Origin of the sequence: Mesorhizobium sp. B2-4-14, assembly GCF_006442155.1 — a bacterium.
GTDB lineage: Bacteria > Pseudomonadota > Alphaproteobacteria > Rhizobiales > Rhizobiaceae > Mesorhizobium.
Window position 1 is genome coordinate 1 of sequence record NZ_VFVA01000056.1, and the last position, 23460, is coordinate 23460.

At 63.0% G+C, this 23460-nt stretch carries 27 protein-coding genes and 1 tRNA gene; 15 read left to right on the forward strand and 13 right to left on the reverse strand.

From position 1 onward, the window contains the following. Positions 1-203 precede the first annotated feature (203 nt). A complete protein-coding gene (locus tag FJ938_RS27790) occupies positions 204-524 on the forward strand; it encodes a hypothetical protein (protein ID WP_246673569.1) in 321 nt (106 codons plus the stop codon). A 137-nt stretch (positions 525-661) separates the two neighbouring features. Here FJ938_RS27790 and FJ938_RS27795 read toward each other — a convergent pair whose 3' ends face one another. Continuing rightward, entirely contained in the window at positions 662-898 is a 237-nt protein-coding gene (locus FJ938_RS27795; protein WP_140608882.1) for a hypothetical protein, read from the reverse strand. Positions 899-1260: 362 nt separating this feature from the next. On the opposite strand from FJ938_RS27795, the gene FJ938_RS27800 reads away from it, so the two are divergent. Then, positions 1261-1476 (forward strand): hypothetical protein, encoded by a 216-nt coding sequence (locus tag FJ938_RS27800; protein WP_140699521.1) that lies wholly within the window; start codon positions 1261-1263, stop codon positions 1474-1476. A gap of 123 nt (positions 1477-1599) precedes the next feature. On the opposite strand, the gene FJ938_RS27805 is transcribed toward FJ938_RS27800, so the two are convergent. From FJ938_RS27805 to FJ938_RS27830, 6 genes are all read right to left on the reverse strand, one after another. Continuing rightward, positions 1600-1962, reverse strand: a complete 363-nt coding sequence (locus FJ938_RS27805; RefSeq protein ID WP_181169203.1) for a cell envelope integrity protein TolA — start codon at positions 1960-1962, stop codon at positions 1600-1602. A 283-nt stretch (positions 1963-2245) separates the two neighbouring features. Further along, on the reverse strand, positions 2246-3067 hold the full coding sequence (locus FJ938_RS27810; protein ID WP_140699527.1) for a glutathione S-transferase family protein: 822 nt from the start codon (positions 3065-3067) through the stop codon (positions 2246-2248). A 21-nt stretch (positions 3068-3088) separates the two neighbouring features. After that, positions 3089-3670, reverse strand: a complete 582-nt coding sequence (locus FJ938_RS27815) for a VOC family protein (RefSeq protein ID WP_140699530.1) — start codon at positions 3668-3670, stop codon at positions 3089-3091. Positions 3671-4371: 701 nt separating this feature from the next. Then, a tRNA-Glu gene (locus tag FJ938_RS27820) sits at positions 4372-4446 on the reverse strand. Positions 4447-4536: 90 nt separating this feature from the next. After that, on the reverse strand, positions 4537-4944 hold the full coding sequence (locus tag FJ938_RS27825; protein WP_140699536.1) for a VOC family protein: 408 nt from the start codon (positions 4942-4944) through the stop codon (positions 4537-4539). Between the two features lie 13 nt (positions 4945-4957). Then, positions 4958-5341 carry a fimbrial protein gene (locus FJ938_RS27830; protein ID WP_140699539.1) on the reverse strand — a complete coding sequence of 128 codons (384 nt, stop codon included), beginning with the start codon at positions 5339-5341 and terminating at the stop codon, positions 4958-4960. Between the two features lie 25 nt (positions 5342-5366). Between FJ938_RS27830 and FJ938_RS27835 the strand changes: the two genes are divergently transcribed. Continuing rightward, the gene (locus tag FJ938_RS27835) at positions 5367-6422 is read left to right on the forward strand and encodes an RluA family pseudouridine synthase (RefSeq protein ID WP_140699543.1); all 1056 of its coding nucleotides are present in this window, start codon (positions 5367-5369) and stop codon (positions 6420-6422) included. A 210-nt stretch (positions 6423-6632) separates the two neighbouring features. Beyond that, entirely contained in the window at positions 6633-7544 is a 912-nt protein-coding gene (gene rpoH, locus FJ938_RS27840; protein WP_027053961.1) for an RNA polymerase sigma factor RpoH, read from the forward strand. Positions 7545-7710: 166 nt separating this feature from the next. On the opposite strand, the gene FJ938_RS27845 is transcribed toward rpoH, so the two are convergent. The 4 genes from FJ938_RS27845 to FJ938_RS27860 form a co-directional block, all read right to left on the reverse strand. Beyond that, the gene (locus FJ938_RS27845; protein WP_140699546.1) at positions 7711-8583 is read right to left on the reverse strand and encodes an MBL fold metallo-hydrolase; all 873 of its coding nucleotides are present in this window, start codon (positions 8581-8583) and stop codon (positions 7711-7713) included. A 144-nt stretch (positions 8584-8727) separates the two neighbouring features. Then, positions 8728-9387, reverse strand: coding sequence for a peroxiredoxin (locus FJ938_RS27850; protein ID WP_140608900.1), 660 nt, complete (start codon positions 9385-9387; stop codon positions 8728-8730). 209 nt (positions 9388-9596) lie between these two features. Continuing rightward, positions 9597-9962, reverse strand: coding sequence for a cell division protein ZapA (locus tag FJ938_RS27855; protein ID WP_140608902.1), 366 nt, complete (start codon positions 9960-9962; stop codon positions 9597-9599). Between the two features lie 10 nt (positions 9963-9972). Then, positions 9973-10245, reverse strand: a complete 273-nt coding sequence (locus FJ938_RS27860; protein WP_006200774.1) for a DUF4164 domain-containing protein — start codon at positions 10243-10245, stop codon at positions 9973-9975. A gap of 261 nt (positions 10246-10506) precedes the next feature. On the opposite strand from FJ938_RS27860, the gene tkt reads away from it, so the two are divergent. From tkt to FJ938_RS27895, 7 genes are all read left to right on the forward strand, one after another. Further along, on the forward strand, positions 10507-12498 hold the full coding sequence (tkt, locus tag FJ938_RS27865) for a transketolase (RefSeq protein WP_140699549.1): 1992 nt from the start codon (positions 10507-10509) through the stop codon (positions 12496-12498). Positions 12499-12653: 155 nt separating this feature from the next. Continuing rightward, positions 12654-13664 carry a type I glyceraldehyde-3-phosphate dehydrogenase gene (gap, locus tag FJ938_RS27870; protein WP_140608906.1) on the forward strand — a complete coding sequence of 337 codons (1011 nt, stop codon included), beginning with the start codon at positions 12654-12656 and terminating at the stop codon, positions 13662-13664. Between the two features lie 194 nt (positions 13665-13858). Beyond that, on the forward strand, positions 13859-15739 hold the full coding sequence (locus tag FJ938_RS27875) for a potassium/proton antiporter (protein WP_140699552.1): 1881 nt from the start codon (positions 13859-13861) through the stop codon (positions 15737-15739). Positions 15740-15885: 146 nt separating this feature from the next. Beyond that, entirely contained in the window at positions 15886-17082 is a 1197-nt protein-coding gene (locus FJ938_RS27880; protein WP_140699554.1) for a phosphoglycerate kinase, read from the forward strand. 163 nt (positions 17083-17245) lie between these two features. After that, a complete protein-coding gene (locus FJ938_RS27885; protein WP_140699557.1) occupies positions 17246-18271 on the forward strand; it encodes a class I fructose-bisphosphate aldolase in 1026 nt (341 codons plus the stop codon). 172 nt (positions 18272-18443) lie between these two features. Continuing rightward, positions 18444-19196, forward strand: coding sequence for a thioredoxin family protein (locus tag FJ938_RS27890; RefSeq protein WP_140699560.1), 753 nt, complete (start codon positions 18444-18446; stop codon positions 19194-19196). A gap of 61 nt (positions 19197-19257) precedes the next feature. Then, a complete protein-coding gene (locus FJ938_RS27895) occupies positions 19258-19971 on the forward strand; it encodes an SGNH/GDSL hydrolase family protein (protein ID WP_140699563.1) in 714 nt (237 codons plus the stop codon). A gap of 23 nt (positions 19972-19994) precedes the next feature. Here FJ938_RS27895 and FJ938_RS27900 read toward each other — a convergent pair whose 3' ends face one another. Together FJ938_RS27900 and FJ938_RS27905 are read right to left on the reverse strand one after the other, a co-directional pair. Then, entirely contained in the window at positions 19995-20156 is a 162-nt protein-coding gene (locus tag FJ938_RS27900; protein ID WP_140699566.1) for a hypothetical protein, read from the reverse strand. Positions 20157-20273: 117 nt separating this feature from the next. Further along, positions 20274-21227 carry a ring-cleaving dioxygenase gene (locus FJ938_RS27905; RefSeq protein ID WP_140699569.1) on the reverse strand — a complete coding sequence of 318 codons (954 nt, stop codon included), beginning with the start codon at positions 21225-21227 and terminating at the stop codon, positions 20274-20276. 311 nt (positions 21228-21538) lie between these two features. On the opposite strand from FJ938_RS27905, the gene FJ938_RS27910 reads away from it, so the two are divergent. The 4 genes from FJ938_RS27910 to FJ938_RS27925 all read left to right on the forward strand — a co-directional run. Then, a complete protein-coding gene (locus tag FJ938_RS27910) occupies positions 21539-21706 on the forward strand; it encodes a hypothetical protein (RefSeq protein WP_140613532.1) in 168 nt (55 codons plus the stop codon). 129 nt (positions 21707-21835) lie between these two features. Beyond that, complete coding sequence (locus FJ938_RS27915) at positions 21836-22426, forward strand: DJ-1/PfpI family protein (RefSeq protein WP_140699572.1); 591 nt, start codon at positions 21836-21838, stop codon at positions 22424-22426. Positions 22427-22492: 66 nt separating this feature from the next. Beyond that, positions 22493-22900: a hypothetical protein gene (locus FJ938_RS27920; protein WP_140699575.1), complete on the forward strand. Its 408-nt coding sequence runs from the start codon at positions 22493-22495 to the stop codon at positions 22898-22900. Positions 22901-23074: 174 nt separating this feature from the next. Continuing rightward, on the forward strand, positions 23075-23460 hold a 386-nt coding region (locus FJ938_RS27925; RefSeq protein ID WP_140699577.1), incomplete at its 3' end, for an HTH domain-containing protein.

Sequence of the window (23460 nt, forward strand, 5' to 3'; positions counted from 1 at the left end):
CCCGAAAAACAAGGTCGAACCCTCCCTCCGCGGTTCGTCGGCGGAATGTGCCCGACAAGCATTAACGATCCGCTAACCTTAACGGAGCAACCGAGCGGTTCCTGCTGCGTTATTCCGTCCGGTTGTCTGGTGGACCAAGGCCGCGTTATAAGCCCGCAGGGGTGTTGCTAATGTATGGACGGATAGGGCCTTTCTTGCTGGGCGTGACGCTGCTTTTCGGCAGTGGCTGCTCGCGAAGCTATGACGGCACGGTCATCATCCCGCGACCCCTCGACGCCAGGCGTTTCTGGGATCGGCCGCCGCCCAATGTCGACTACCAACCGCAGGTCAACAATGGCGCCATTCCGGTGCCGCCGCAGCAGCCTGGGCAGATTTCCGAACGCAAGGTCGTGAAGCCGGCCATGCAGAGACGGCGCCAGACGAGGCTTTCGCCGCCGTCTCCGCCATCCTCCGAGCCGGAAAGGCAACTGGCCTGCAGGAATGTGAGCGCGCCAGGCGAAAGGGTTCGCATGGTCTGCGACTAGGGCAATCCTCGCAAAGCTGCAAAGCAGCTTTCCGCTCGGAATTGCTCGAGACCAAAATTACTTGGAGCCGTTCTTCGTTTCCGCGAAACAATGAACTGCCCCCGCAATTCGCCAGAGCTTTGTGGCAAACAGCGCACCTATAGCGATGCCGCGCCCTTCTTAGGCTCCTTTGCCCCTAGTTTGTCGAGCGCAAGCCGAACCTGGCGCAAATCGTCCTGCCACCCATCATCTTCGCCCATCGGGCTTTCCGACGCGGCTCGCTGCAGCCCGCGTGCCTCGGATTCGATCTTGCGCAGTTCAGCGATCTTCTCATCCTTGGTCAGTGAGCCGTCCTCGACGATCTCCAGAACCCTCATTTCCCTGAACGTGGCCATGGCGTCTCTCCCGGCTGGTGTCGATCACAACGCCGCAAGCACGCGGCTGTTCCAGGCAGATCACGGTTCTATCGGGCAAGCGGCAGGCTCCTCGCTACCGGGAAGTGGCCGGGCCCTGCCACGCGCACCCGGCCGCTTGCCGGCCTCGATCGACTGCCGCTGGCCGATACCCGGAGTGTAGGGCGCTGCACCTTTCGTCTAGTTACTGGCAGGGTCCGCGCAAGCGTTGAAGAAGCCGGCCGTGGCAGTTCGCGCCGTGCATTTGCGCTGTTTACCGGGCGAACGATCAATCCGTCGTTACCGGGGCCTGCTCCTGAAACCTTGCTCGGGTTGCGGCGTTGAAGGGGCAAAGGAGAACGCGGATGTCGATCCACTTCACGGTATCGGAACTGACAAGGAACCTTTTTCATTCCCTGGGGCTGGATCACGAGCGCGCGCCAAGGCCGCTCACTCCCGAGCAAAACCTGTTGCTGGAGTGCTATCTGGCCGGGCAAATTCCGGAATCGGCGTGGAGCGACTATGTCTTCGAAACACCGGACCTGGCACGGCATGCCAAGGTACGGCGCCTGAGCCACTGACCGGGGGCTCGCCCGAAAAGCCATCCTGGCAGAGCTGGAAGCCGTTGCCGGACCGTTGATATATATATGAGCTTTCCCGGCCCCATCTGCGTCAGGACAACCCGGAAAACTCTGCAAGAACGGCTATTTCTTCGGCGAGACGAATTGCAGCGTGAAGACGTTGCCGCCTATGCCTTGAGCCAGCGTCGGCGAAAAGCTCAGCGGCGTGCAATTCTTGACCGCCGCGACCGCCGCGTCGATGAACGACTTCCGCGCCTTGTCGTCACCGGCCACCTTGGCGGCGGTCGGCCGCGGCGCGCCGATCAGCGTGCCGTCGCGTTTGAAACTGAAGCTCAGGGTTACGGTCGAATCCCCGGCATCGGGCGGCGGCGTCCAGCATGCCTGAATCGCTGCCCCGACATCATCCATAGTGTTGAGCGTTGCGGCATGCAACGGGAGGACTGTGCCAACCAGCATTCCGCCGGCGATGATCAGCGTCGCAGCCATGCTTTTCATTGCAAGCCCTCATCTCGCTCCCAGGCCGACATTCTTTGCCCGACCCGTTGAAAGGGATGTTAGAGCCAACGCCGGCAATGACAATATCCCGGCGCAAAAAGTTGATGCTCTGGCGTTGCCTGATCGCTGTCCCGTGATGTTCCAGCATGGGGCCGAAAAGCAAAAGGCCGGCAATGAGCCGACCTTTCCTTTCACCGATATTGCGCCAGTACATCCGTGGTCGCGCGGTGAATTCCTGACAGTAGACAGGGGCTTGGTTAACGAACCCTTAACCTCAGGCCGTCGCCTGCGACCTCACATGGGCGATATAGCCACGCACGTCGCCGGCCGGCTCGGCATAGGCCTTGCCGAGCTTCTTCTCGATCGTCGCCATGTACTCTTTCGCCCATTTGGGCAGCGGATAGTCGATGACAGCCAGGAATTCGAGCGTCGCCGCCAGCCGGATGTCGGCGATCGACGGATGCTTGCCGCCGATGAACGGCTTGCCGTTCCTGAAGAAGCTGTGGAAGATCTCCAGCGGCTCGGCGATCGCGGCCATGGCGGCCTTCTGCGCTTCGGACTTCTTGTCCGGGTGGGCGTCGCTGTGGCCGACCTCGCCGGCATATTGCGGGAAGCCGAGCAACGGATAGGTGGCGCGCGCCACATACGGGTAGAGCGTACCGACTAGATAGAACATAGCGCTGTCGACCATGGCCCGCTTGGCCGGCGCCTTGGGGTAGAATTTCTCCAGCCCGTGCTTGTTTGCGAGATACTGCATGATGGCGCAGCTTTCCCACAACACACCTCTGGGAAGGCCCTTGTCTTCGATCATCGGCGTCAAATGGGACGGGTTTCGCGCGGTGAATTCGGGCGAGCGCGTATGGCCCCAGGCATCGGTTTCGGCGGCATCCAGCCCGGCCGCGCGCGCGAACACCCGTACAGTCATGTTGTTGACGCTGGGCTTCAGCATGCTGAGCTTCACGGCAGGTTTCTTCGCCGGTTTCGCATTGCCCTTCGCAACGGGCCTGGCAGTAGCCTTGGCCGCCGGCTTTGCCGCCGGCTTTGCGGCTGATTTCGCCTCGGATTTCTTCGGACTCTTCGTCGCTGTCTTCGCCATTTGCTCCTCCCTCTGATCCGTTCAGTATGGATTCTTCGGTGTCCGGTCGTTCGACAAGGTTGCGCGGGAACGCTCGACGAGCGCCTGAATCGCGTCGGCGAGATGCACTTCCGTGATATTGTAGTCGCCGCGCGCCAAACGCAGCCTGTGCGCTTCCATCAGCACGTCGGCATGGGTAAAGCCCGCCGGCGGCTCGAAGCGGTAGGAGGCGAGCTCGATCAGCAGCCCGAGCGGATCTTCGAAATAGATCGAATCCATGAAGCCGCGATCCTTGACGCCGCTGTGCTTGATGTCGCGCTCGTCGAGCCGGGCGACCGCCTGCAGGAAGGTGACGCGCGACACCGCAAACGCGATGTGATGGACGCAGCCCGGATCGGTCGGCGTGCGCCGCTTCTGCGGCGTACGGCTCTCATCGGTGAAGACGGTGATCAGCCGGCCGTCGCCCGGATCGAAATAGAGATGGCTCTCGCTGGCCTTGTCGAGGTTGGGCTGTTCGAAAATGAACGGCATGCCAAGCGCGCCTTCCCAGAAATCGATTGAGGTCTGGCGCCCGGCGCCGACCAGCGTGATGTGATGGACGCCCTGCGATTGCAGTTTCTGCATTGGCCTCTCCCAGCGGCACCAGCCGCCCGTGCGGACCTGCCTGGCATCCGACGTTCTGCGCGCCGCCTGAGCCCGGCTTCAGATCCATGTCGTGATGCTAATGCAATCAGCCCTGCGGCGCCAGCAGCAACGGTTCCTAGCGATGCGCGGCAGTGCAAGGAGGCTTGGCGTTCAAGGTCGAGGGCTTTTCCAGATGATGCAGGGCATAATCGCAACGCGAAACCGCCCGTTCTGACCGAAGCCAGGCTATACCACAGCCCTAAGCTCCGTTTCCGCCAGTATCCCCACGCCGCCACACTCGGTGCAGGCGAGGGTCTTCCCGGGGCAACCGGTCTGATGCGTCCCTTGCGGACAGCAATGTCCTTTTGACGTACACCATCTTGAGCAATCGAAAACCTTGCCGCAGCCGTGGCAGCGCGGGCAAATTATCTTCACCGAGGCCATTCCAACTCTACCCCAACCCAAATCCGCGCTGCCGCGGATGCAACCCCGCGCCGCAACTAACAGAAATTGCTATGCTTTCAAGCGTCGCGGCCTGACTTTAATTGGGTGTATTCGGTCAATCGGTGACACCGGGTTGGTGGGTGACGAATCCGTTCGACGATCAGCCGGCTCGCAGCACCGAGGGTGGTGGGGCGCAAGCTTTTAACCGCTATTTTGACGGTTTTCCGTTGATCAGAGCTAAGTGCTTGATATGTCGTTGGTACGCCCAAGGGGAATCGAACCCCTGTTCCCGCCGTGAGAGGGCGGTGTCCTGACCGCTAGACGATGGGCGCGCTCAAGAACCGGCGATATAGGCTGACGGCCGACAAAAAGCAACTGGGGTTCGGCCGCTTTACCGCATCGAACAAAAAGCTGCCCGCGCGTTATCGCTTGGGCTCGATGAGGTCCCAGAGATTGCCGTGCAGATCGGCGAAAACCGCCACCGTGCCATAGGGCTCGAAACGCGGCGCCTCGCGGAATTCGACGCCCTGTTCCAGCATCGTCGCATGGTCACGTGCGAAGTCATCTGTTTCGAGGAACAGGAGAACCCGCCCGCCGGTCTGGTTGCCGATGCTTTTCCTCTGCGCCTCGTCCGACGCCTCGGCCAGGAGCAGTCTGGCACCTTGCCCGTTGGCCGGCGCCACCGCCACCCAGCGTTTGCCGTCGCCGAGATCGACATCCTCAACGAGCCGGAAACCCAGCCGCCCGACATACCACGCAATCGCCTCGTCATAGTTGGCCACGACCAGCGCAACGGTGGCAACACGGCGATGTTCGGCAAACCCGGTCATTGTTGCGGCCGGCCTATTTGTTGCGAATTGCAAAACGGCCGATCAGGCGGCGCTCCGCCGTGTCGTAGACGAAGATCGTACGGCCGCCGTCGGCAAGTTCGGCATCGATCGAGATGCGATTGCCGGACAGCGACTGGCTGACCACCTTGGCGCCGACCGGCAGCACGATGTCGGCGCCGATCGGCTCGCCCGCGGGTGCCTGGACGTCGCCGGCCAGCGACGGGCTCGCCGGCGGCGTGTTGCGCGCTTTGTAGACAAGGGCTCCGATCACCACCATAAGGGCAAGAAGCAGCAGGCCGAGATTGATCCCGACGAAACGGATGAGTTTCCTGCGAACCTTTTCGACTTCAGGGTCGAGCGGCTTTTCGTGATCTTCGTCGGCGATTGGCCTGACCATGGCAAACAGTTCCGGAACTTTTTCGATGAGCGCTCATAACGAAGAGGCCCCTGAATTAATAGAGGACCAATTCATGGCGGCCGCGCCGATCGTGCTTGTGGCGGGCGCGGATGCGGCCGGCCAGCGTCTGGATCAGTGGCTGGCCGCGACCCTCGGTCCGGACATGTCGCGCAGCCGCGTACAGGTGCTGATCCGACAAGGCGCGGTCGCGATCGATGGCAAGCCGGTCGAAGAAACCAAGCGCAAGATGACCGCAGGCGAAAGCGTATCAGTCGCCATGCCGGAACCGGAGCCGGCCTCGCCACGGGGTGAAAACATCGCGCTCGATGTGCTCTACGAGGACGATGCGCTGATCGTCGTCAACAAGCCGGCGGGGCTCGTCGTGCATCCCGGCGCCGGCAATTGGACCGGCACGCTGGTCAATGCGCTGATCCATCACTGCGGCGACAGCCTGTCGGGCATTGGCGGCGTGCGCCGGCCCGGCATTGTCCATCGCCTCGACAAGGAAACCAGCGGCGTCATGGTGGTGGCCAAGACCGACCGCGCCCACAAGGCCCTGTCCGAAGCCTTCGCCGATCACGGCCGAACCGGTGATCTCGAACGCGCCTATCTGGCTTTGGTGTGGGGCATACCGCAAAGGCCGACCGGAACGGTCGATGCACCGCTCGGCCGTGCCGCCGACCGGGTGCGTCGCGCCGTGGTGCCGGAAGGGCGCGACGACGCACGCCATGCCGTCACCCACTTCGCCGTGCAGGAGCGCTTCGGCGAAAACCAGCGGGAATTCGCCACCGCGAGCCTTGTCGAATGCCGGCTGGAAACCGGCCGCACCCACCAGATTCGCGTCCACATGGCCCATATCGGCCATCCCGTGGTTGGCGACCCCGACTATGGCCAGGTTTTCCGCACCAAGGCCAATCGGCTGCCGGAACCGCTGAAAAGTCAGGTCAAGTCATTTTCCCGGCAGGCTTTGCATGCCTGGCTCCTTGCATTTCGGCATCCCGATACCCATCTAACGATGAGGTTCGAGGCGCCGATGCCGGAGGACATGGAGAAACTCGTCGGCGGCTTCCGCGATCTCTGAACCTGCCATCAACAAGCTCGAAACCAGCCATCAAAAAACCTGACTGGCATTGTTCACTTCAGCGTGACACACTGTTTCGTGTTGAACAAATGCTGTCTTTTCTGGTTTTGTTCCTGTATACATCCGATGGCGCGAGCGAGCCTTATGGTGCTCGCGTCACATGCTCGCCGCGTTTCGGGGGCATTACTCCAATAGAGAGGGGGCGCTATCATGGCCCAGTCATTACCCAGTATCGTTTCCGGTGAAGGCGGTCTCAGCCGCTACCTGGAAGAAATCCGTCGCTTTCCCATGCTTCAGCCGCAGGAAGAGTACATGCTCGCCAAGCGTTATGCCGAGCATGAAGACACGTCCGCCGCGCACAAGCTCGTCACCAGCCATCTGAGGCTCGTCGCCAAGATCGCCATGGGCTATCGCGGCTACGGCCTGCCGATCGGCGAAGTGATCTCGGAAGGCAATGTCGGCCTGATGCAGGCCGTCAAGAAATTCGAACCCGAGCGTGGCTTCCGCCTCGCGACCTATGCCATGTGGTGGATCAAGGCCTCGATCCAGGAATACATCCTGCGCTCGTGGAGCCTGGTCAAGATGGGCACGACCGCCAACCAGAAGCGTCTGTTCTTCAACCTGCGCAAGGTGAAGGGCAAGATCCAGGCGCTGGACGACGGCGACCTCAAGCCCGACCAGATTGCCGAGATCGCCACGCGGCTGAACGTTTCCGAAGCCGAAGTCGTGTCGATGAACCGCCGCCTGTCGGGCGACGCCTCGCTCAACGCGCCGATCCGCGCGACGGAAGGCGAGTCCGGCGAATGGCAGGACTGGCTGGTCGATGACCACGAAAGCCAGGAGGAGATGCTGATCGAGCAGGACGAGTTGGAGAACCGGCGCGGCATGCTGTCGGGCGCTCTTGCCGTGCTCAACGATCGCGAGCGGCGCATTTTCGAGGCCCGTCGCCTCGCCGAGGAGCCGCTGACCCTGGAAGAGCTGTCGGCCGAGTTCGACATCAGCCGCGAGCGCGTGCGCCAGATCGAGGTGCGCGCCTTCGAGAAGGTGCAGGACGCGGTCAAGGCCGCCGCCAAGCGCCAGACCCAGGCGCTGCGCACCATCGAGGCGCAGCCGGCGGCTTAACGTCGGGTTCGGTTAGAAACAAAAGCGGCGTCAGGAAACTGGCGCCGCTTTTTTGTGTTCGGGTGCTTGGCAAAAACGAGGCGACAGTTGATCCCCCTTGCGGGCAGATCAGCAGTTTCACTGACGGCATCTGCCTTACAGCCTCGAGTGCCGGCAGTAGCACTGCCTACAGCCCATCCAAGGGAAACTTCAGATACCGCCTTCCGTTGGCTTCCGGTTCCGGCAGGCGCCCGCCATTCATGTTGATCTGCAAGGCATGCAGGATCAGCCGCGGCATCGGCAATGTCCGGTCGCGCGCCTCGCGCAGGGCGACGAACTCGGCCTCGCTGTGTGCGGCAACGAGATGGATGTTGCTGGCCTTCTGCACGGCGACCGTACTTTCCCACCGGGGCTCGCGGCCACCGGTCTGATAATCGTGGCCAACGAACACGCGCGTCTCGTCGGGCAGCGCCAGGATCTCCTGGATCGAGCGCCACAGCCGCGCGGCACTGCCGCCGGGAAAGTCCGCCCGCGCCGTGCCGCTGTCGGGCATGAACAGCGTGTCATGCACGAAGGCGGCGTCACCGATCACATAGGTGATCGAGGCCAGCGTGTGTCCGGGCGAGAACAGCACCTTGACCGGGATGGTCCCGACCTGGAAGATCTCGCCTTGCCTGAACAGCCTGTCCCACTGCGAGCCGTCGGCCAGAAAATCCGGCCAGTTGTAGATCACCTTCCACAGTGCCTGGACGTCGACGATCCTGTCGCCGATCGCCATCGGCGCTCCTGTCTTCTCGCTCAGATAATGCGCGGCCGAGAAATGGTCGGCATGCGGGTGCGTGTCGAGGATCCACTCGAGTTCCAGCCCGTTTTCCCTGACAAAATCGAGCACCACATCGGCGCTCCTGGTCGCCGTTGCGCCGGATCTCTCATCGAAATCGAGAATCGGATCGATGATGGCGCACCGCCTCGTCGCCGGATCGGCGACGACATACTGGACGGCCCCCGTCGGCTTGTCATAGAAACCCCTGACCTGCGGTCTTGCCAAAGCCACGTCCAAAGCGAGCTTCCCCAACCCATTGCCGGCCGGAACGATTTTCTCCGCCGAACCCCGGCAGAGGCATGGTTGTCCACCCAAGCGGGCCAGTCAAGCATGACTTGGCCCGGGAGGAAGGAAAAGGCAAAAACCGTTGCGGCGGCTGTTTCAGGCGGACGGCTGCTTGGTCTTCCTGAGATAGGGCAGGATGGTCTCGTAGGCGCCGAAGCGCTTGATCGCGTCCTCGTTGGAAACAGCGGCGGTGATGATGACGTCCTCGCCCTGCTTCCAGTTCGCCGGCGTCGCCACCTGATGCTTGGCGGTCAGTTGCATGGAATCGACCGCGCGCAGAATCTCGTCGAAGTTGCGGCCCGTGGTCATCGGATAGGTCAGCACCAGCTTGATCTTCTTGTCCGGCCCGATGACATAGACCGAGCGCACGGTGGCGTTGTCGGCGGGCGTGCGGCCTTCCGAGGTCTCGCCAGCGCCTGCCGGCAGCATGTCGTAGAGCTTGGCGACCTTGAGGTCCTTGTCGCCGATCAGCGGATAGTGAACCGATTGGCCGGTCGCCGTCCTGATGTCGGCCTGCCATTTTTCGTGGCTCGCGACCGGATCAACCGAAATGCCGATGATCTTGACATTGCGCTTCTTGAACTCGCCTTCGAGCCCCGCCATCGTGCCAAGCTCGGTCGTGCAGACCGGCGTGAAATTCTTTGGATGGCTGAACAGGATCGCCCAGCCGTCGCCGATCCAGTCATGGAACTTGATCGTCCCTTGCGTCGTCTCCGCGGTGAAATCCGGTGCAATGTCGTTGATACGAAGGCTCATGGCTTATCCCTACCTTGTGACAAATGCCGCCAACCCACTGCCGCGGCTCGGCACCCTTTCTAGCACCCTCGGCAGCGACCTACAAAATGCTTAAAGCCCCCAGCGGCAGCGCTGCCGGCGAAATTTCCGTCCTTCATGGCAGGGACGGCAGGAGTTTTCAGATATCCGCTGAACCCATAACGCCCAGAGGGGTCCGACTGGAAGAGCGATCAGGCCTTGTTGATCGCCAGCGTCACCGTCAGATCTTCCATGCGCTGCGCCAGCGCGCCAAGCGCGTTGGTCAGCACGCTGTCGTTCCTGTCAGCCTTGGTTAGCGCCTCGTCGCGGGTCTTGCGCAAGGTCAGCACTTCGCTTTCCATGCCCTTGACGCGTTTCTGCAGTTCCGAAAGCTCGTCCATCACCATGATCCCGGCCATCACGGTCAGGCGCTGGTCGCCGATCTCGCCAAAAGAATCCTTCAGATGCGAGACATAGCGGTCGAAGCGCTCGGCAAGGTCGATCAGATGCTCTTCCTGGCCCTCGTCGCAGGCCATGCGATACTGCTTGCCGTCGATTGAAACCGTGACCTGTGCCATGGGCCAGCTCCTATCTGTCCAACACGGCGCGGATGGTTTCCATGGCGGTCACCAGCCGTCGCGATACTTCCTTGTTGGCATCTTCCAGCCGTTCGGCGCGCGCTTCGGAATTGTCGAGTTCCTGCGCCAGCCGCGAGCGGTCGGCATTCATCCGCTGCACCTCGGCCTCGGCTTCCGAATAGTCGCGTTCATGCTCCAGCTTGGCCGCGACGGCATTTTCCAGCCCTTCAATGGCCTTGCCCAGCCTTGCGATCACTTCCTTGAGCGTGGTTTCCCCGGTCATGGCCTTCGTCCTGTGCCCTGCCCATCACCGAATCGTTCGCGTTCAGAACGCGTTATCCCCGAAACATTAGGCACCGGGTGAAGGCGACGTCAACAAAGCTCTCGCGACTGTCCCCTGCTAACGCTAATGTAGGCCCGCCGCCGGCATCACAAGACCGGCAAATGTGCACCCGATTTGTTGACTAAAAACCCGCGCCTGCTATGTGTCGCGCACCCTTTTCAAGGGCTCTCCCAAGCCCAAAACCCTCACCCCGGAGGAACCATGACGTCGCGTGAACAACATGACCGGATGGCCAATGCGATCCGTTTTCTCTCCATGGACGCCGTCGAAAAGGCGAATTCCGGCCATCCCGGCCTGCCCATGGGCTGCGCCGACATCGCCACGGTACTGTTCACCCGCTTCCTGAAATATGACCCCAAGGCGCCGCACTGGCCCGACCGCGACCGCTTCATCCTGTCGGCTGGCCATGGCTCGATGCTGCTCTATTCGCTGCTGCACCTGACCGGCTACGAAGACATGACCATCGACCAGATCAAGCATTTCCGCCAGTTGGGCTCCAAGACCGCCGGCCATCCCGAATACGGTCACGCCACCGGCATTGAAACCACAACCGGCCCGCTCGGCCAGGGCCTCGCCAATTCGGTCGGCTTCGCGCTCGGCGAGCGCATCATGAACGCCGCCTTCGGCAAGGACCTCGTCGACCACTACACCTATGTGCTGGCCGGCGACGGCTGCCTGATGGAAGGCGTTAGCCAGGAAGCCATCGCGCTTGCCGGGCACCTCAAGCTCAACAAGCTGATCGTTTTCTGGGACAACAACAACATCTCGATCGACGGCCCGGTATCGCTGGCCGACAACACCGACCAGGTCGCCCGCTTCCAGGCCTCGGGCTGGAACGCCAGCCATATCGACGGTACGGATCCGGAAGCGATCGCCTATGCCATCGAAGCCGCCCGCCATTCCGACAAGCCGACGATGATCGCCTGCAAGACGACCATCGGCTTCGGCGCGCCGACCAAGGCCGGCACCAACAAGGCGCACGGCTCGCCGCTCGGCGCCGATGAGATCGCCGGCGCCCGCAAGTTCTTCAACTGGGACTCGCCGCCCTTCGAAATCCCGGCCGACATCCTCGACGCCTGGCGCACCGCCGGCAAGGCTGGCGTCAAGGCCCGCATCGACTGGGAAAGCCGCCTTGCCAAGGCCGACGCCAAGCTGAAGGCCGAGTTCGAGCGCCGTCTCGCCGGCAAACTGCCGTCCAACTTCGACGCCGTCATCGCCGACTACAAGAAGAAGCTGTCCGTCGACAAGCCGAAGGTCGCTACCCGCAAATCGTCGGAAATGGCGCTGGAGGTCATCAACGGTGCCGTGCCCGAAACCATCGGCGGTTCGGCCGATCTGACCGGCTCCAACAACACCAAGACCAGCCAGACCAAGAACATCACGCCTGATGACTACGGCCAGCGCTATGTCCACTACGGCATCCGCGAGCACGGCATGGCCGCCGCGATCAATGGCCTGACGCTGCATGGCGGCCTTATCGCCTATGGCGGCACGTTCCTCTGCTTCTCGGACTACGCCCGCCCCGCGATGCGGCTTTCCTCATTGATGGGCATCCGCTCGATCTTCGTCATGACGCATGATTCCATCGGTCTGGGCGAAGACGGTCCGACCCACCAGCCGGTCGAGCATCTGGCGGCATTGCGTGCCATTCCTAACCACAATGTCTTCCGTCCGGCCGACGCGGTGGAAGCCGCCGAGTGCTGGCAGATCGCCCTTGAATCGGAAAAGACGCCGTCAACGCTGGCGCTGACCCGGCAGAACCTGCCTACGGTGCGCACCGAGTTCACCGAAAAGAACCTGAGCGGCCAGGGCGCTTACGAACTGGCCGCCGCCAGCGGTGAAGCCGCGGTGACCATCTTCGCCACCGGCTCCGAGGTCGAGATTGCGCTTGGCGCCCGCGACCTGCTGGAGAAGCATGGCCATCCGACCCGCGTCGTCTCGGTGCCTTGCTTTGAACTGTTCGACAAGCAGAGCGACGATTACCGCAAGAAGACGACCGGCGACGCGCCGATCAAAATGGCGATCGAAGCCGGTATCCGCCAGGGCTGGGATCATTTCATCGGCTCGGACGGCATCTTCGTCGGCATGACCGGCTTTGGCGCCTCGGGCACCATCGAACAGCTCTATCCGCATTTCGGCATCACCGCCGAGGCGGCCGCCAAGGCAGCCGAAGCTCGCCTGCACGGCAAATAAGGCCTGGTCCCGCCGCGAGGTCGCCTAGGCGACTTCGCGGGGCTGGATCGACTAAATCGATTTAAATCCATGCCGCTGCGGCTGGATTCTTTGTCCGTCCGCCGCTATGAAGCTGCGGACCAATTGTCCGCCCTCCATCTCCCCGGGAGAGAAAAATGACTGTCAGAGTTGCCATCAACGGATTCGGCCGCATCGGCCGCAACATACTGCGCGCCATCCATGAATCCGGCCGCAAGGACATCGAGGTCGTCGCCGTCAATGATCTTGGCCCGGTCGAGACCAATGCGCACCTGCTGCGCTTTGACAGCGTGCATGGCCGCTTTCCCCATGAAGTGTCCGTTTCCGGCGACCAGATCACGGTTGGCAAGGAAAAGTTCAAGGTCACCGCGATCAAGGATCCGACGCAATTGCCGTGGAAGGAACTGGGCATCGACGTCGCGCTCGAATGCACCGGTATCTTCACCGCCCGCGACAAGGCCGCCGCGCACCTGACCGCCGGCGCCAAGCGCGTCCTCGTTTCGGCTCCCGCAGAAGGTGCCGACCTCACCGTCGTCTACGGCATCAACCACGACAAGCTGACCAAGGACCATATCGTCATCTCGAACGCGTCCTGCACCACCAACTGCCTTGCGCCGCTGGCGGCCGTGCTGCACGAGACGGTCGGCATCGAAAAAGGCATGATGACGACGATCCACTCCTACACCGGCGATCAGCCGACGCTGGACACCATGCACAAGGATCTCTACCGCGCCCGCGCCGCGGCCCTTTCGCAGATCCCGACCTCGACCGGCGCCGCCAAGGCGATCGGCCTTGTGCTCCCCGACCTCAAGGGCAAGCTCGACGGTATCTCCATCCGCGTGCCGACCCCGAACGTCTCGGTCGTCGACTTCAAGTTCATCGCCAAGCGACCGACCACGGTGCAGGAAATCAACGACGCGGTCATCGCCGCCTCGAACGGCAAGCTGAAGGGCGTGCTGTCGGTCACCCATCATCCGAACGTCTCGGTCGACTTCAACCACGATCCGCATTCCTCGATCATGGCGCTCGACCAGACCAAGGTGATGGACGGCAACTTCGTCTCCGTGCTGTCGTGGTACGACAACGAGTGGGGCTTCTCCAACCGCATGTCCGATACCGCCGTCGCTTTCGGCAAGACCATCGCCTGATCGCGAGCCAGTCTCGACAGATCAGAACGCCCGGCTTCGGCCGGGCGTTTTCGTTTGCCGAAGCAACAACTCCAGAACCGTCGAAAATCAGCGGCATTGGGCAAAAAACCATCCGGCCGCCTTGCACTGGCCATGCCTTCGCCCCACTCTCCCGCAAAGCGAGAAAGCAGAGGAATTCGAGGGGCAAATCACGGATGGAGCACGCGATCTATCTCGTCACGCTGGTCGGCACGGCGCTGGTTGTCGCCGCCGCGTTTTCGAGCCTGATCGCCTTCCGCTTCGGCGCTCCCCTCCTGCTTCTGTTTCTCTGCATCGGGCTCGCCACCGGAACTGACGGCCTCGGCATCGAATTCGACAATGCCCGTGTCGCCTATTTTGCCGGCTCACTGGCGCTGGCCATCATCCTGTTCGATTCCGGCTTCGGCACACCGCTCAACGCCTTGCGGCAGGCCGCGGGGCCGGCCCTGTCATTGGCCACGGTCGGCGTGGTGCTGACCACGGGCCTGTTCGGAGCCGCCGCCCACTCCATGCTCAACCTCTCCTGGTTGGAATCCTTCCTGCTCGGCGCCGCCGTCGCCTCGACCGACGCCGCGGCGGTGTTCTTCCTGCTGCGCGCCGGCGAGATCAATCTGCGCGAGCGCGTGCGCTCCACCCTCGAGGTGGAGTCCGGCACCAATGACCCGATCGCCATCTTCCTGACCATCACGCTGGTCGAGATCATCGCCGCCCATGCGAACCCTGAAGCCAATGTCCTGGTCACCAACCTGATCCTCGGCTTCGTCATCAATATGGGCCTCGGCGCCATTGTCGGCGTGCTGGGCGGCCTTGCCATCGTGCGCCTCGTCGACCGGCTCAATCTCGACCATGGCCTGCTGCCGATCTTCGTGCTGACCCTGTCGCTGATGGTCTTCGCCGCCGCCGGCGCGATCGGCGGCTCGGGCTTCCTGGCGGTCTATCTCGCCGGCCTCATATCAGGCAATTCCGACATCCGCGCCGTCACCATCCTGAAGCGCTTCCAGGACGGCATGTCGTGGCTGGCGCAGATCATCATGTTTCTGATCCTCGGCCTGTTCGCGACGCCCTCGCAATTTCCGGCGATCATGGTGCCGGCGGTGCTGCTCGGCCTGTTCCTGATGTTTGTGGCGAGACCGGTCGCGGTCTGGCTCTGCTTGATCCCGTTTCGCCTGCCGCGCCCCGAAGTCGCCTTCGTCTCCTGGGTCGGCCTGCGCGGCGCCGTCTCGATCCTGCTCGCCATCACCCCGCTGCTCGGTGGATTGGAGAACGGCCGCACCATCTTCAACGCCGCCTTCATGATCGTCCTGGTTTCGCTGGTCATCCAGGGCTGGACCGTTGGCCCGTTGGCGCGCCGGCTCGGCCTTATCGTGCCGGCGCGGCTCGGGCCGCTGGACAAGGTCGAACTGGAGCTTCCCGGTTCCGCCCATCACGAGCTTCTCGCCTATCGCGTGGCTCAAGGCAGTCCGGTGGCGCGCGGCGAACGCATTCCGCGCTGGGCCCGTCCCTCGCTGGTCCTGCGTGACGGCCGCTCGATGCGTTTCCAGGACATGGGGCGGTTGGCCGCCGGCGATCAGGTCTACATCTTCGTGCCGGACCGCTATCCTCGCCTGCTCGACAAGCTGTTCGCCAGCCGGGCCGTGGTCGATCCCGAGGATGCCGATTTCTTTGGCGCCTTCGCCGTCGACCCGGCGCGCTCCGCCGCCGAACTGGAAGCCGCCTACACGCCAGGCCTGACCGAGGCGGAGCAGAAGCTCACCGTCGGCGCGCTGGTCACCGCGCGGCTCGGCGGCCATGCCGAATATGCCGACCGCGTGCTGCTCGGTCCAATCGAGCTGATCGTCAGGGATGTCGACGACAAGGGCAGGATCACGGGCCTTGGCCTTTCCTTTGAGCCGACCGCGCCGGTGGCGCGGGTGCCGGTCTTCCTCAGCGCCGGCGAGATGGGCGACCGTTTGAGCGCCTTTATCCGCAACTGGCGCAAGCCGGCGCAGACGCAGGCAGCGCCGGCACGGACTGACGACGCCGAGCCACCGGTTGAAAAGGCGACGACCGGGAACTGACGACGGCGATCACTCCATCCGCCTGGGGCAGCCCTCACGGACCATGTCCCCGCCCGCCTCAAAATTTCGCGCCCCGCCCTGTCAAAGCCTTGCATCGCCGCCGATGCGGGGTATGGTCCCGGCGATTTCCTAGGAAAGGGACCGGCATGGCTGCCTTCAAGACACTGGATGATATCGGCAACATCAGCGGTAAGCGCGTGCTGGTGCGCGTCGACCTTAACGTTCCCGTCGCCGACGGCAAGGTCACCGACGCCACGCGCATCGAGCGTATCGCGCCGACCATCGCCGAACTGTCCAGCAAAGGCGCCAAGGTCATCCTGCTCGCCCATTTCGGCCGCCCCAAGGATGGCCCTTCGCCCGAATTCTCGCTGGAGCCGATTGCAAAAGCCACGGCCGAAGTGCTTGGGCGCCCCGTGGGCTTCGCCGGCGATTGCGTCGGCGACACGGCAGGCAGCGCCGTTGCCGCCATGAACAAGGGCGACGTGCTGCTGCTCGAAAACACCCGCTTCCATAAGGCCGAGGAGAAAAACGACCACGCCTTCACCGATCGGCTCGCCGCCAATGGCGATATCTTCGTCAACGACGCCTTCTCGGCGGCCCACCGCGCCCACTCTTCCACTGAAGGGCTGGCGCGTCTGTTGCCGGCCTTTGCCGGCCGCACCATGCAGGCCGAGCTCGAGGCGCTGGAAAAGGGACTGGGCAATCCGGCCCGGCCGGTCGTCGCCATCGTCGGCGGAGCCAAGGTCTCAACCAAGATCGAGCTGTTGATGAACCTAGTGAAGAAGGTCGACGCGCTGGTCATCGGCGGCGGCATGGCCAACACCTTCCTCGCCGCGCGCGGCACCGATGTCGGCAAGTCGCTGTGTGAGCATGATTTGGCCGCGACCGCCAAACAGATCATGATCGAGGCGGCCGAGGCAGGCTGCGCCATCATCCTCCCGGTCGATGGCGTCGTCGCCAAGGAGTTCAAGGCGGGTGCCGCCTGCGAGACCGTCGCCATCTCGGACGTGCCGACTGACGGCATGATCCTGGATGTCGGAGCCAAGACGGTGACGACGATCGGCGAATGGATCGACCGCGCCGCCACGCTGGTCTGGAACGGCCCGCTCGGCGCCTTCGAAATCGAGCCCTTCGACCACGCGACAGTGGCCGCGGCCAAGCACGCGGCGGCGCGCACCAAGGCCGGCAAGCTGGTCTCCGTCGCCGGTGGCGGCGATACGGTGGCGGCCCTCAACCACGCCGGCGTCGCCGACGACTTCACCTATGTCTCGACCGCCGGCGGCGCCTTCCTGGAATGGATGGAAGGCAAGCCGTTGCCCGGCGTCGACGTGTTGAAGCGGTAAGCAATTCCAGGAAAGTGTGAGACGGTTTTTCGTCCGGGATTTTGCATCAACACGGAGCAAACGAGGGCGCCAGAGACTTTCAATCGATTCGAGCTTTCCGATGCCATTCCTTTGGCGGTAGACTTCCATTAAGCGCGGAACGAACCCCTTCAGGAGAAGCATGATGAGCGAACGTCTCGAAGACATTGCCGCCGCGATGGTGGCCAACGGCAAGGGCCTGCTGGCCGCCGATGAAAGTTCTGGCACCATCAAAAAGCGCTTCGATGTCATCGGCGTCGAATCGACCGCCGACAGCCGCCGCGATTACCGCGAGATGATGTTCCGCGCCTCCAACGCGATGACCAAGTACATCTCCGGCGTCATCCTCTATGACGAGACCATCCGCCAGAAGGCGGCCGACGGCACGCCGCTGGTCGATATCATCAAGGCGGCCGGCGCCATTCCCGGCATCAAGGTCGATGCCGGAGCCAAACCCCTCGCCGGCTTTCCCGGCGACACCATCACCGAGGGCCTCGACGGCCTGCGCGAGCGGCTTGCCGACTATTACAAGCTCGGCGCCCGCTTCGCCAAATGGCGCGCGGTGATCGACATCGACACCACCAAGGGCGTGCCTTCGGCCAATTCGATCGCCTCGAACACTCACGCGCTCGCCCGCTACGCCGCCCTGTGCCAGGAAGCCGGCATCGTGCCGATCGTCGAGCCGGAAGTGCTGATGGACGGCGCCCACGACATCGCTACCTGCTACGAGGTCTCGAAGGCCACACTGATGAAGCTCTATGACGAGCTCTACGCGGCGCGCGTCGTGCTCGAAGGCACGATCCTGAAGCCGAACATGGTGCTGTCGGGCAAGAAGTCGGGCAAGGTGGACAGCCCCGAGGAGGTCGCCGAAAAGACCATAAAACTCTTCCGTGAGACGGTGCCGGCCGCCGTGCCGGGCATCGCCTTCCTATCCGGCGGTCAGGAGGACGAGGAAGCGACCGCCAACCTCAACGCCATCAACGCCATCGGCCCGCATCCGTGGAAGCTGACCTTCTCCTACGGCCGCGCGCTGCAGGCCGCGCCGCAGAAGGCATGGAGCGGCAAGGCCTCGAACGTCGCCGCCGGCCAGGCCGCCTTTACCCATCGCGCCCACATGAACCATCTTGCGGCATTGGGAAAATGGAAGCCAACGCTGGAAAGCGCCGCCTGATCGCAATTCGTCCGTCCTGCCGCGAACCCGGGCCGACGTGCCCGGGTTTTTGTTTGTGACTGTCGGACTTGGGCCAAGGTCTTCCCGTTCCTATTTCCTCAAGGCGTCACTGGCGGCGATGTCGGTTTGCGCCCATCCTGAACGTCCTTGGGGTGCAGACAGGGAGAGGTTCATGCATCGCAACAAGGTCGTTTCACGCGAAGACTGGTTCCAGGCACACAAGGCGCATTTGATCCGCGAGAAGGAACTGACGCGGTTGCGCGAGCGCATCGCGGCCGAGCGGCGTGAATTGCCGTGGCTGAAGATCAGGAAGGACTATGTCTTCGACACCGAGCAAGGGCCGAAGAAGCTGGCCGACCTGTTTGGCGCCAACAGCCAGCTGATCGTCTATCACTTCATGTTCGGGCCGGGCTGCGTCTATCATTGCGAGGGCTGCTCTTTCCTGGCCGACCATATCGATGGCGCAAACCGGCACCTCAGGCATCACGACGTGTCGCTCGTCGTGGTCTCACGCGCGCCCCTGGCGGAACTTCTGCCCTACAAACAGCGCATGGGCTGGAAATTCGACTGGGTGTCCTCCTATGCGTCGGATTTCAATTTCGACATGCAGGTTTCCTTCACCGACCGGCAGATCGCCACCGGCGACACCACCTACAATTTCGAGACCCGTCCCCGGACCTCGAAGGAGCTTCCGGGCACCAGCGTCTTTTACAGGGATGAGAATGGCGACATCTTTCTCACCTTCCTGTCGCGCGCCCGGGGTGGCGAGGCGCTGATCGGCACCTATGCCTATCTCGACATGACGCCGAAGGGGCGCAACGAAAATGGCCCCTATCATGGCCTGATGGACTGGGTCCGCCTGCATGACGAATATCAGGACCGTCACCCGACGCAGAACGATGAACCGCCTGGCTGCTGCGACTGAGATCGTTCACCTGCGCCGAAACTTACGCTAAGCCTGACGCAGATCGTTGCAGGGTATTGCCATGCGTTTCCCGGCCCTTTTCACCTGGCTCGCCTTTCCCATCTATGTCTGGCAGGGCTTGGCCGTGCGCCGCCGCACCACGCGTATGCTGCCGGCACAGGGCCCGGTCATGCATGAGATAGCGGGCAGCGCGCCGGCAATTTCGCTGCTGGTGCTGGGCGACTCCTCGGCCGCTTCGGTGGGCATCGGCAATTCCGAAAACGGACTTGCCGCGCAACTCGCCGTGCTGATCTCCCAGCGCACCGGCGGCGCCGTGCGCTGGCGTGCCGCCGGCTTCAATTCGGCGACGTCAGGCCAGATCCGAGACCACGTCCTGCCCAATCTGTCGGCCGAGCCATGGACGCATATCGTGCTCGCCATCGGCACCAACGACACCAAGAATTTCCACTCGGTGTCGCGCTTCAAGAAAGAGTTCGGCGGCCTGCTCTATGCGTTGCGCGCCAAATGGCCGGAAGCGCGCGTCGTGTGGTCGCCGGTGCTGGAGTTCACGCGAGCGCCGGCCATGCCGCCGCTGCTCGGCAAGATCCTGGAAATCCGCGCAACCGCAATGAACCGGATGGGCGAACGCCTCTGCCTGGAGCGCGGCGCGGTGCCGGCACCTCGCCTGCCGATCACCAATCCTGAAGCCGGCTTTGCCTCGGACGGCTTTCATGCCTCGGAAGCCGGCTACCGGGCCTGGGCGGAACATCTCGTCGGCCCGGTGCTTGGCGACTGAAGACCGACGGACAGTGCGGGGGCCTATGTCAAATGCCCAAGCACGGCCGCCAGCGAGATCGCTGCCATCGCGAGAACCGCCAGCTTCCAGAAATCGCTCCGTCGCTTGAGCCCGGGCCAGCCGAGTGGCTTGATGATCTGGATCACCATGAAACCGACAATGACAAGGGCGAGGAGTTTCGTCATGCCGCCTTTGATCAGCAACGCGGCCGGCTGTCAAAGCGCCTTCTTCGTTCCTGAGAATGAATACGCGCCGCGATCCGAACCGGAACGCGGCGTTGTCTTTCAGGGAACGACCTAGATCTACCTCAGCGGCTTGAGGCCGGCCTCGATCGAAGCGCGTTTTCCTTCGAGGAAGGGCGGCAGCGCCAGGCTTTCGCCAAGTGTCTCCAGCGGCTCGTCGGCGGTGAACCCCGGCCCGTCCGTGGCGATCTCGAACAGTATGCCGTTCGGCTCGCGAAAATAGAGCGAGCGGAAGTAATAGCGCTCGACCTCGCCGCTCGACGGCAGACGGAATTCGGTCAGGCGGGCCGTCCACTGATGCAGCGTCTCCTGGTCCGGCGCTCTGAAGGCGACATGGTGGACCGCACCGGCGCCTTGCCGCGCTGGCGCCAGTCCAGGCTGCACGGCAACATGAAGCTCCGCCGCCGGCCCGCCCGCGCCCATTTCGAAGACGTGGACCTGGCCCTCGCCGTCCGGCGAGGCATAGTCGCGGACTTCACGCATGTTCATCACCTTGGTCAGCACCGCCTCGGTGTTGGTGATGTCGGGAACGCTGATGACGATCGGCCCGAGCCCGCGGATTTGATGCTCGGCCGGTACCGGGCTTTGCGCCCAGGGATGGCTGCCGCCGCTGCCGCCATCGCTGACCAGCCGCAGACGCTGGCCCTCGGGATCTTCGAAATCCAGTGACGGGTAGCCGCCTATATCGGCAATCTCCCCTGTCACGACGCCCTCGCCGGCAAGATACTGCTTCCACCAGCCAAGGCTCTCCTGGCTGCCGACCCTGAGGCTGGTTCGCGCGATGCTGTGGGTGCCGCGCCGTTCGCGGCCAACCGGCCAGTCGAAGAAGGTGAGGTCGGTGCCCGGCGTTGCCTCGCCGTCGGCATAGAAAAGGTGGTAGGCCGAGGTATCGTCCTGGTTCACCGTCTTCTTGACCAGCCGCAGGCCCAGCACCTTCGTGTAGAAGTGAAGATTGCCCGGCGCATTGGCAGTGATGGCGGTCAGATGGTGGATTCCTGTCAGTTGCAGGCTCATGGTCGTCTCCCTGTTTTGTGGGAAGAATTTTCTCCCTTCATATCAGCATTGCGGTCCCATCGCGGAAGGCCGCCCATCCCGACGGTCCGTCATCGGACGATGAACAACGTCCCGCCGATTGGCATTCTATTGGTGAACAATTAGTGCCCGCCGAGATCAACTGCGGGCAGGCGTGATGCCGGGAAAACCGGCGCTTGCTCTAGAGATACGCGCCGAACGGAACCATCGTTCTGCGCCCTGCCATGCTCCTGACAGACTGCTGTCAGGAGGGGTGTGCGATACTGCCTCCAGTCAGAGAGAGGAGAATAGCCATGAACGGTTTTACCATTCTGCGCGGCATGCAGCACTATGTCGGCAAGGTGCGCACGATGCGCAATGAAATCCGCACGCAGCGCTTTATGAATTCGCTCCCCGCCGACATTCGCAAGGATATCGGCTGGCCGGACATGTATGCCGACCGTCGCCTTCGCGGCAATTGAGATAAAAAACTCGAGGCGACTGTTGGACGCGGACGAGTCAACGCCCAAATATCAACGCGTGCCATCCAAAGGTGACCCGCTTTTACGGGCACGGCACGCCTGAAATAGAGCCCGGGATGGAGCGAGCGCATGCCCGATCAGAAGACTATCGGCTTCCTGTTCATCGAAGGTTTCGCCGACTGGGAATATGGGCTCTTGGGGGCCTCGGCGGTGGAATGGTTTGGCGCTCGCGCTGTGTCGCTGACGCCGGATAACAAGCCGGTGACGGGAATTAGCGGTTTTCGGTTGGCGCCGGACCGCTCGGCGAAAGCCGATGAAAACATCGATCTTGATGCGGTTGCCGTCATCGGCTCGGATCAGTGGGCTGGCAAGGAACCGCCGGATGCCGCCGAACTGCTCACCAGCGTCGCGTCGCGCGGCGGTGTGGTCGGCGGTATCTGCGCCGGAACATTGGCGCTGGCCCGGGCTGGCCTCTTCGAGAATGCCAAGCATACCAGCAATGGCCGTGACTGGATCAATCGCCACGAAGCCGGCTATGCTGGCGATAACAATTATCAGGACGTGCCGCACGCCGTGGCCGACGGCAAAATCGTTTCCGCGCCGGGTTCGGCGCCCGGCACCTTCGCCCTTGCTTTTCTGCAGGCTCTCTATCCCGGCAAAGGCGGCGATCTCGCGCAGATGCGGACGCTGTTCATGAAGGAGTACGCGGAAGCATCCTGACACTATGCTGTCAGGAGGGGCGTGCGATGGTGACATAATGCGCATGGCCGGCCGAGAGGACGATCGATGAAGAGCTGGAACGACAGGCTGAACCCGCCTGGCATCAACGGCGTGAAACCGACGCCCCGCGCCATGGGAGACGTCATCGAGGGCCAGCCGATGCTGGTGCCGACCGCGCGGCAGGTCGACGATTTCATCCGCTCGATTCCCGAAGGCATTGGCATGGATGTCCGCGCTTTGCGCACCGCGCTCGCCGTCGAACATGGCGCCGAAGTGACATGCCCGGTCACGATAGGCTATCATCTGCGCACAGTCGCCGAAGCAGCCAACGAGGATCTCGGGCGCGGCATGACGCTTGATGACATCGCACCCTTCTGGCGCGTGCTCGACGCGACGGCGCCGACAACGAGGAAATTGTCTTTTGGCGCGGAATTCGTCGCCGCGCAGCGCAAGCGCGAAGGGCTGAAACCATAATGCATGCCGCCCCAAGGTGGGCGCCGGGCTGGGACAGCGGCATGCCTAGAGCAATTCCAGGAAGAGTGTGCTCCTGTCTTCCGTCCGGAATTGCGTCGAAACAGAGAGATGGAGCGGTTCGCCATTTCGGTGAAACGGTAAGCCGCTCTGGAAACAACACCGAGGGACGACACGATGCGCCGCGCCGACAGGCTCTTTCAGATCGTGCAGCATCTGCGTGGTGGCCGTCTGGTCACTGCCCAGAAGCTCGGCACGTGGCTCGAGGTTTCCGAGCGAACGATCTACCGCGACATTGCCGACCTGCAGTCGACCGGGGTGCCGATCGACGGCGAGGCTGGCGTTGGCTACATGATGAGGGAGGGGTTCGACCTTCCGCCGCTGATGTTCACGCGTGACGAGATCGTGGCGCTGGTCGCCGGCGCGCGCATGGTGCGCGCCTTTGGCGGCGCCGCCATGGCGCGGGCCGCCGACGAGGCGCTGGTCAAGATCGGCGCCGTGTTGCCCGACACCGAGAAGGACCGCATCGCCCGGCAGCGCCGCCTCGAGCTGCCCCAGGATCT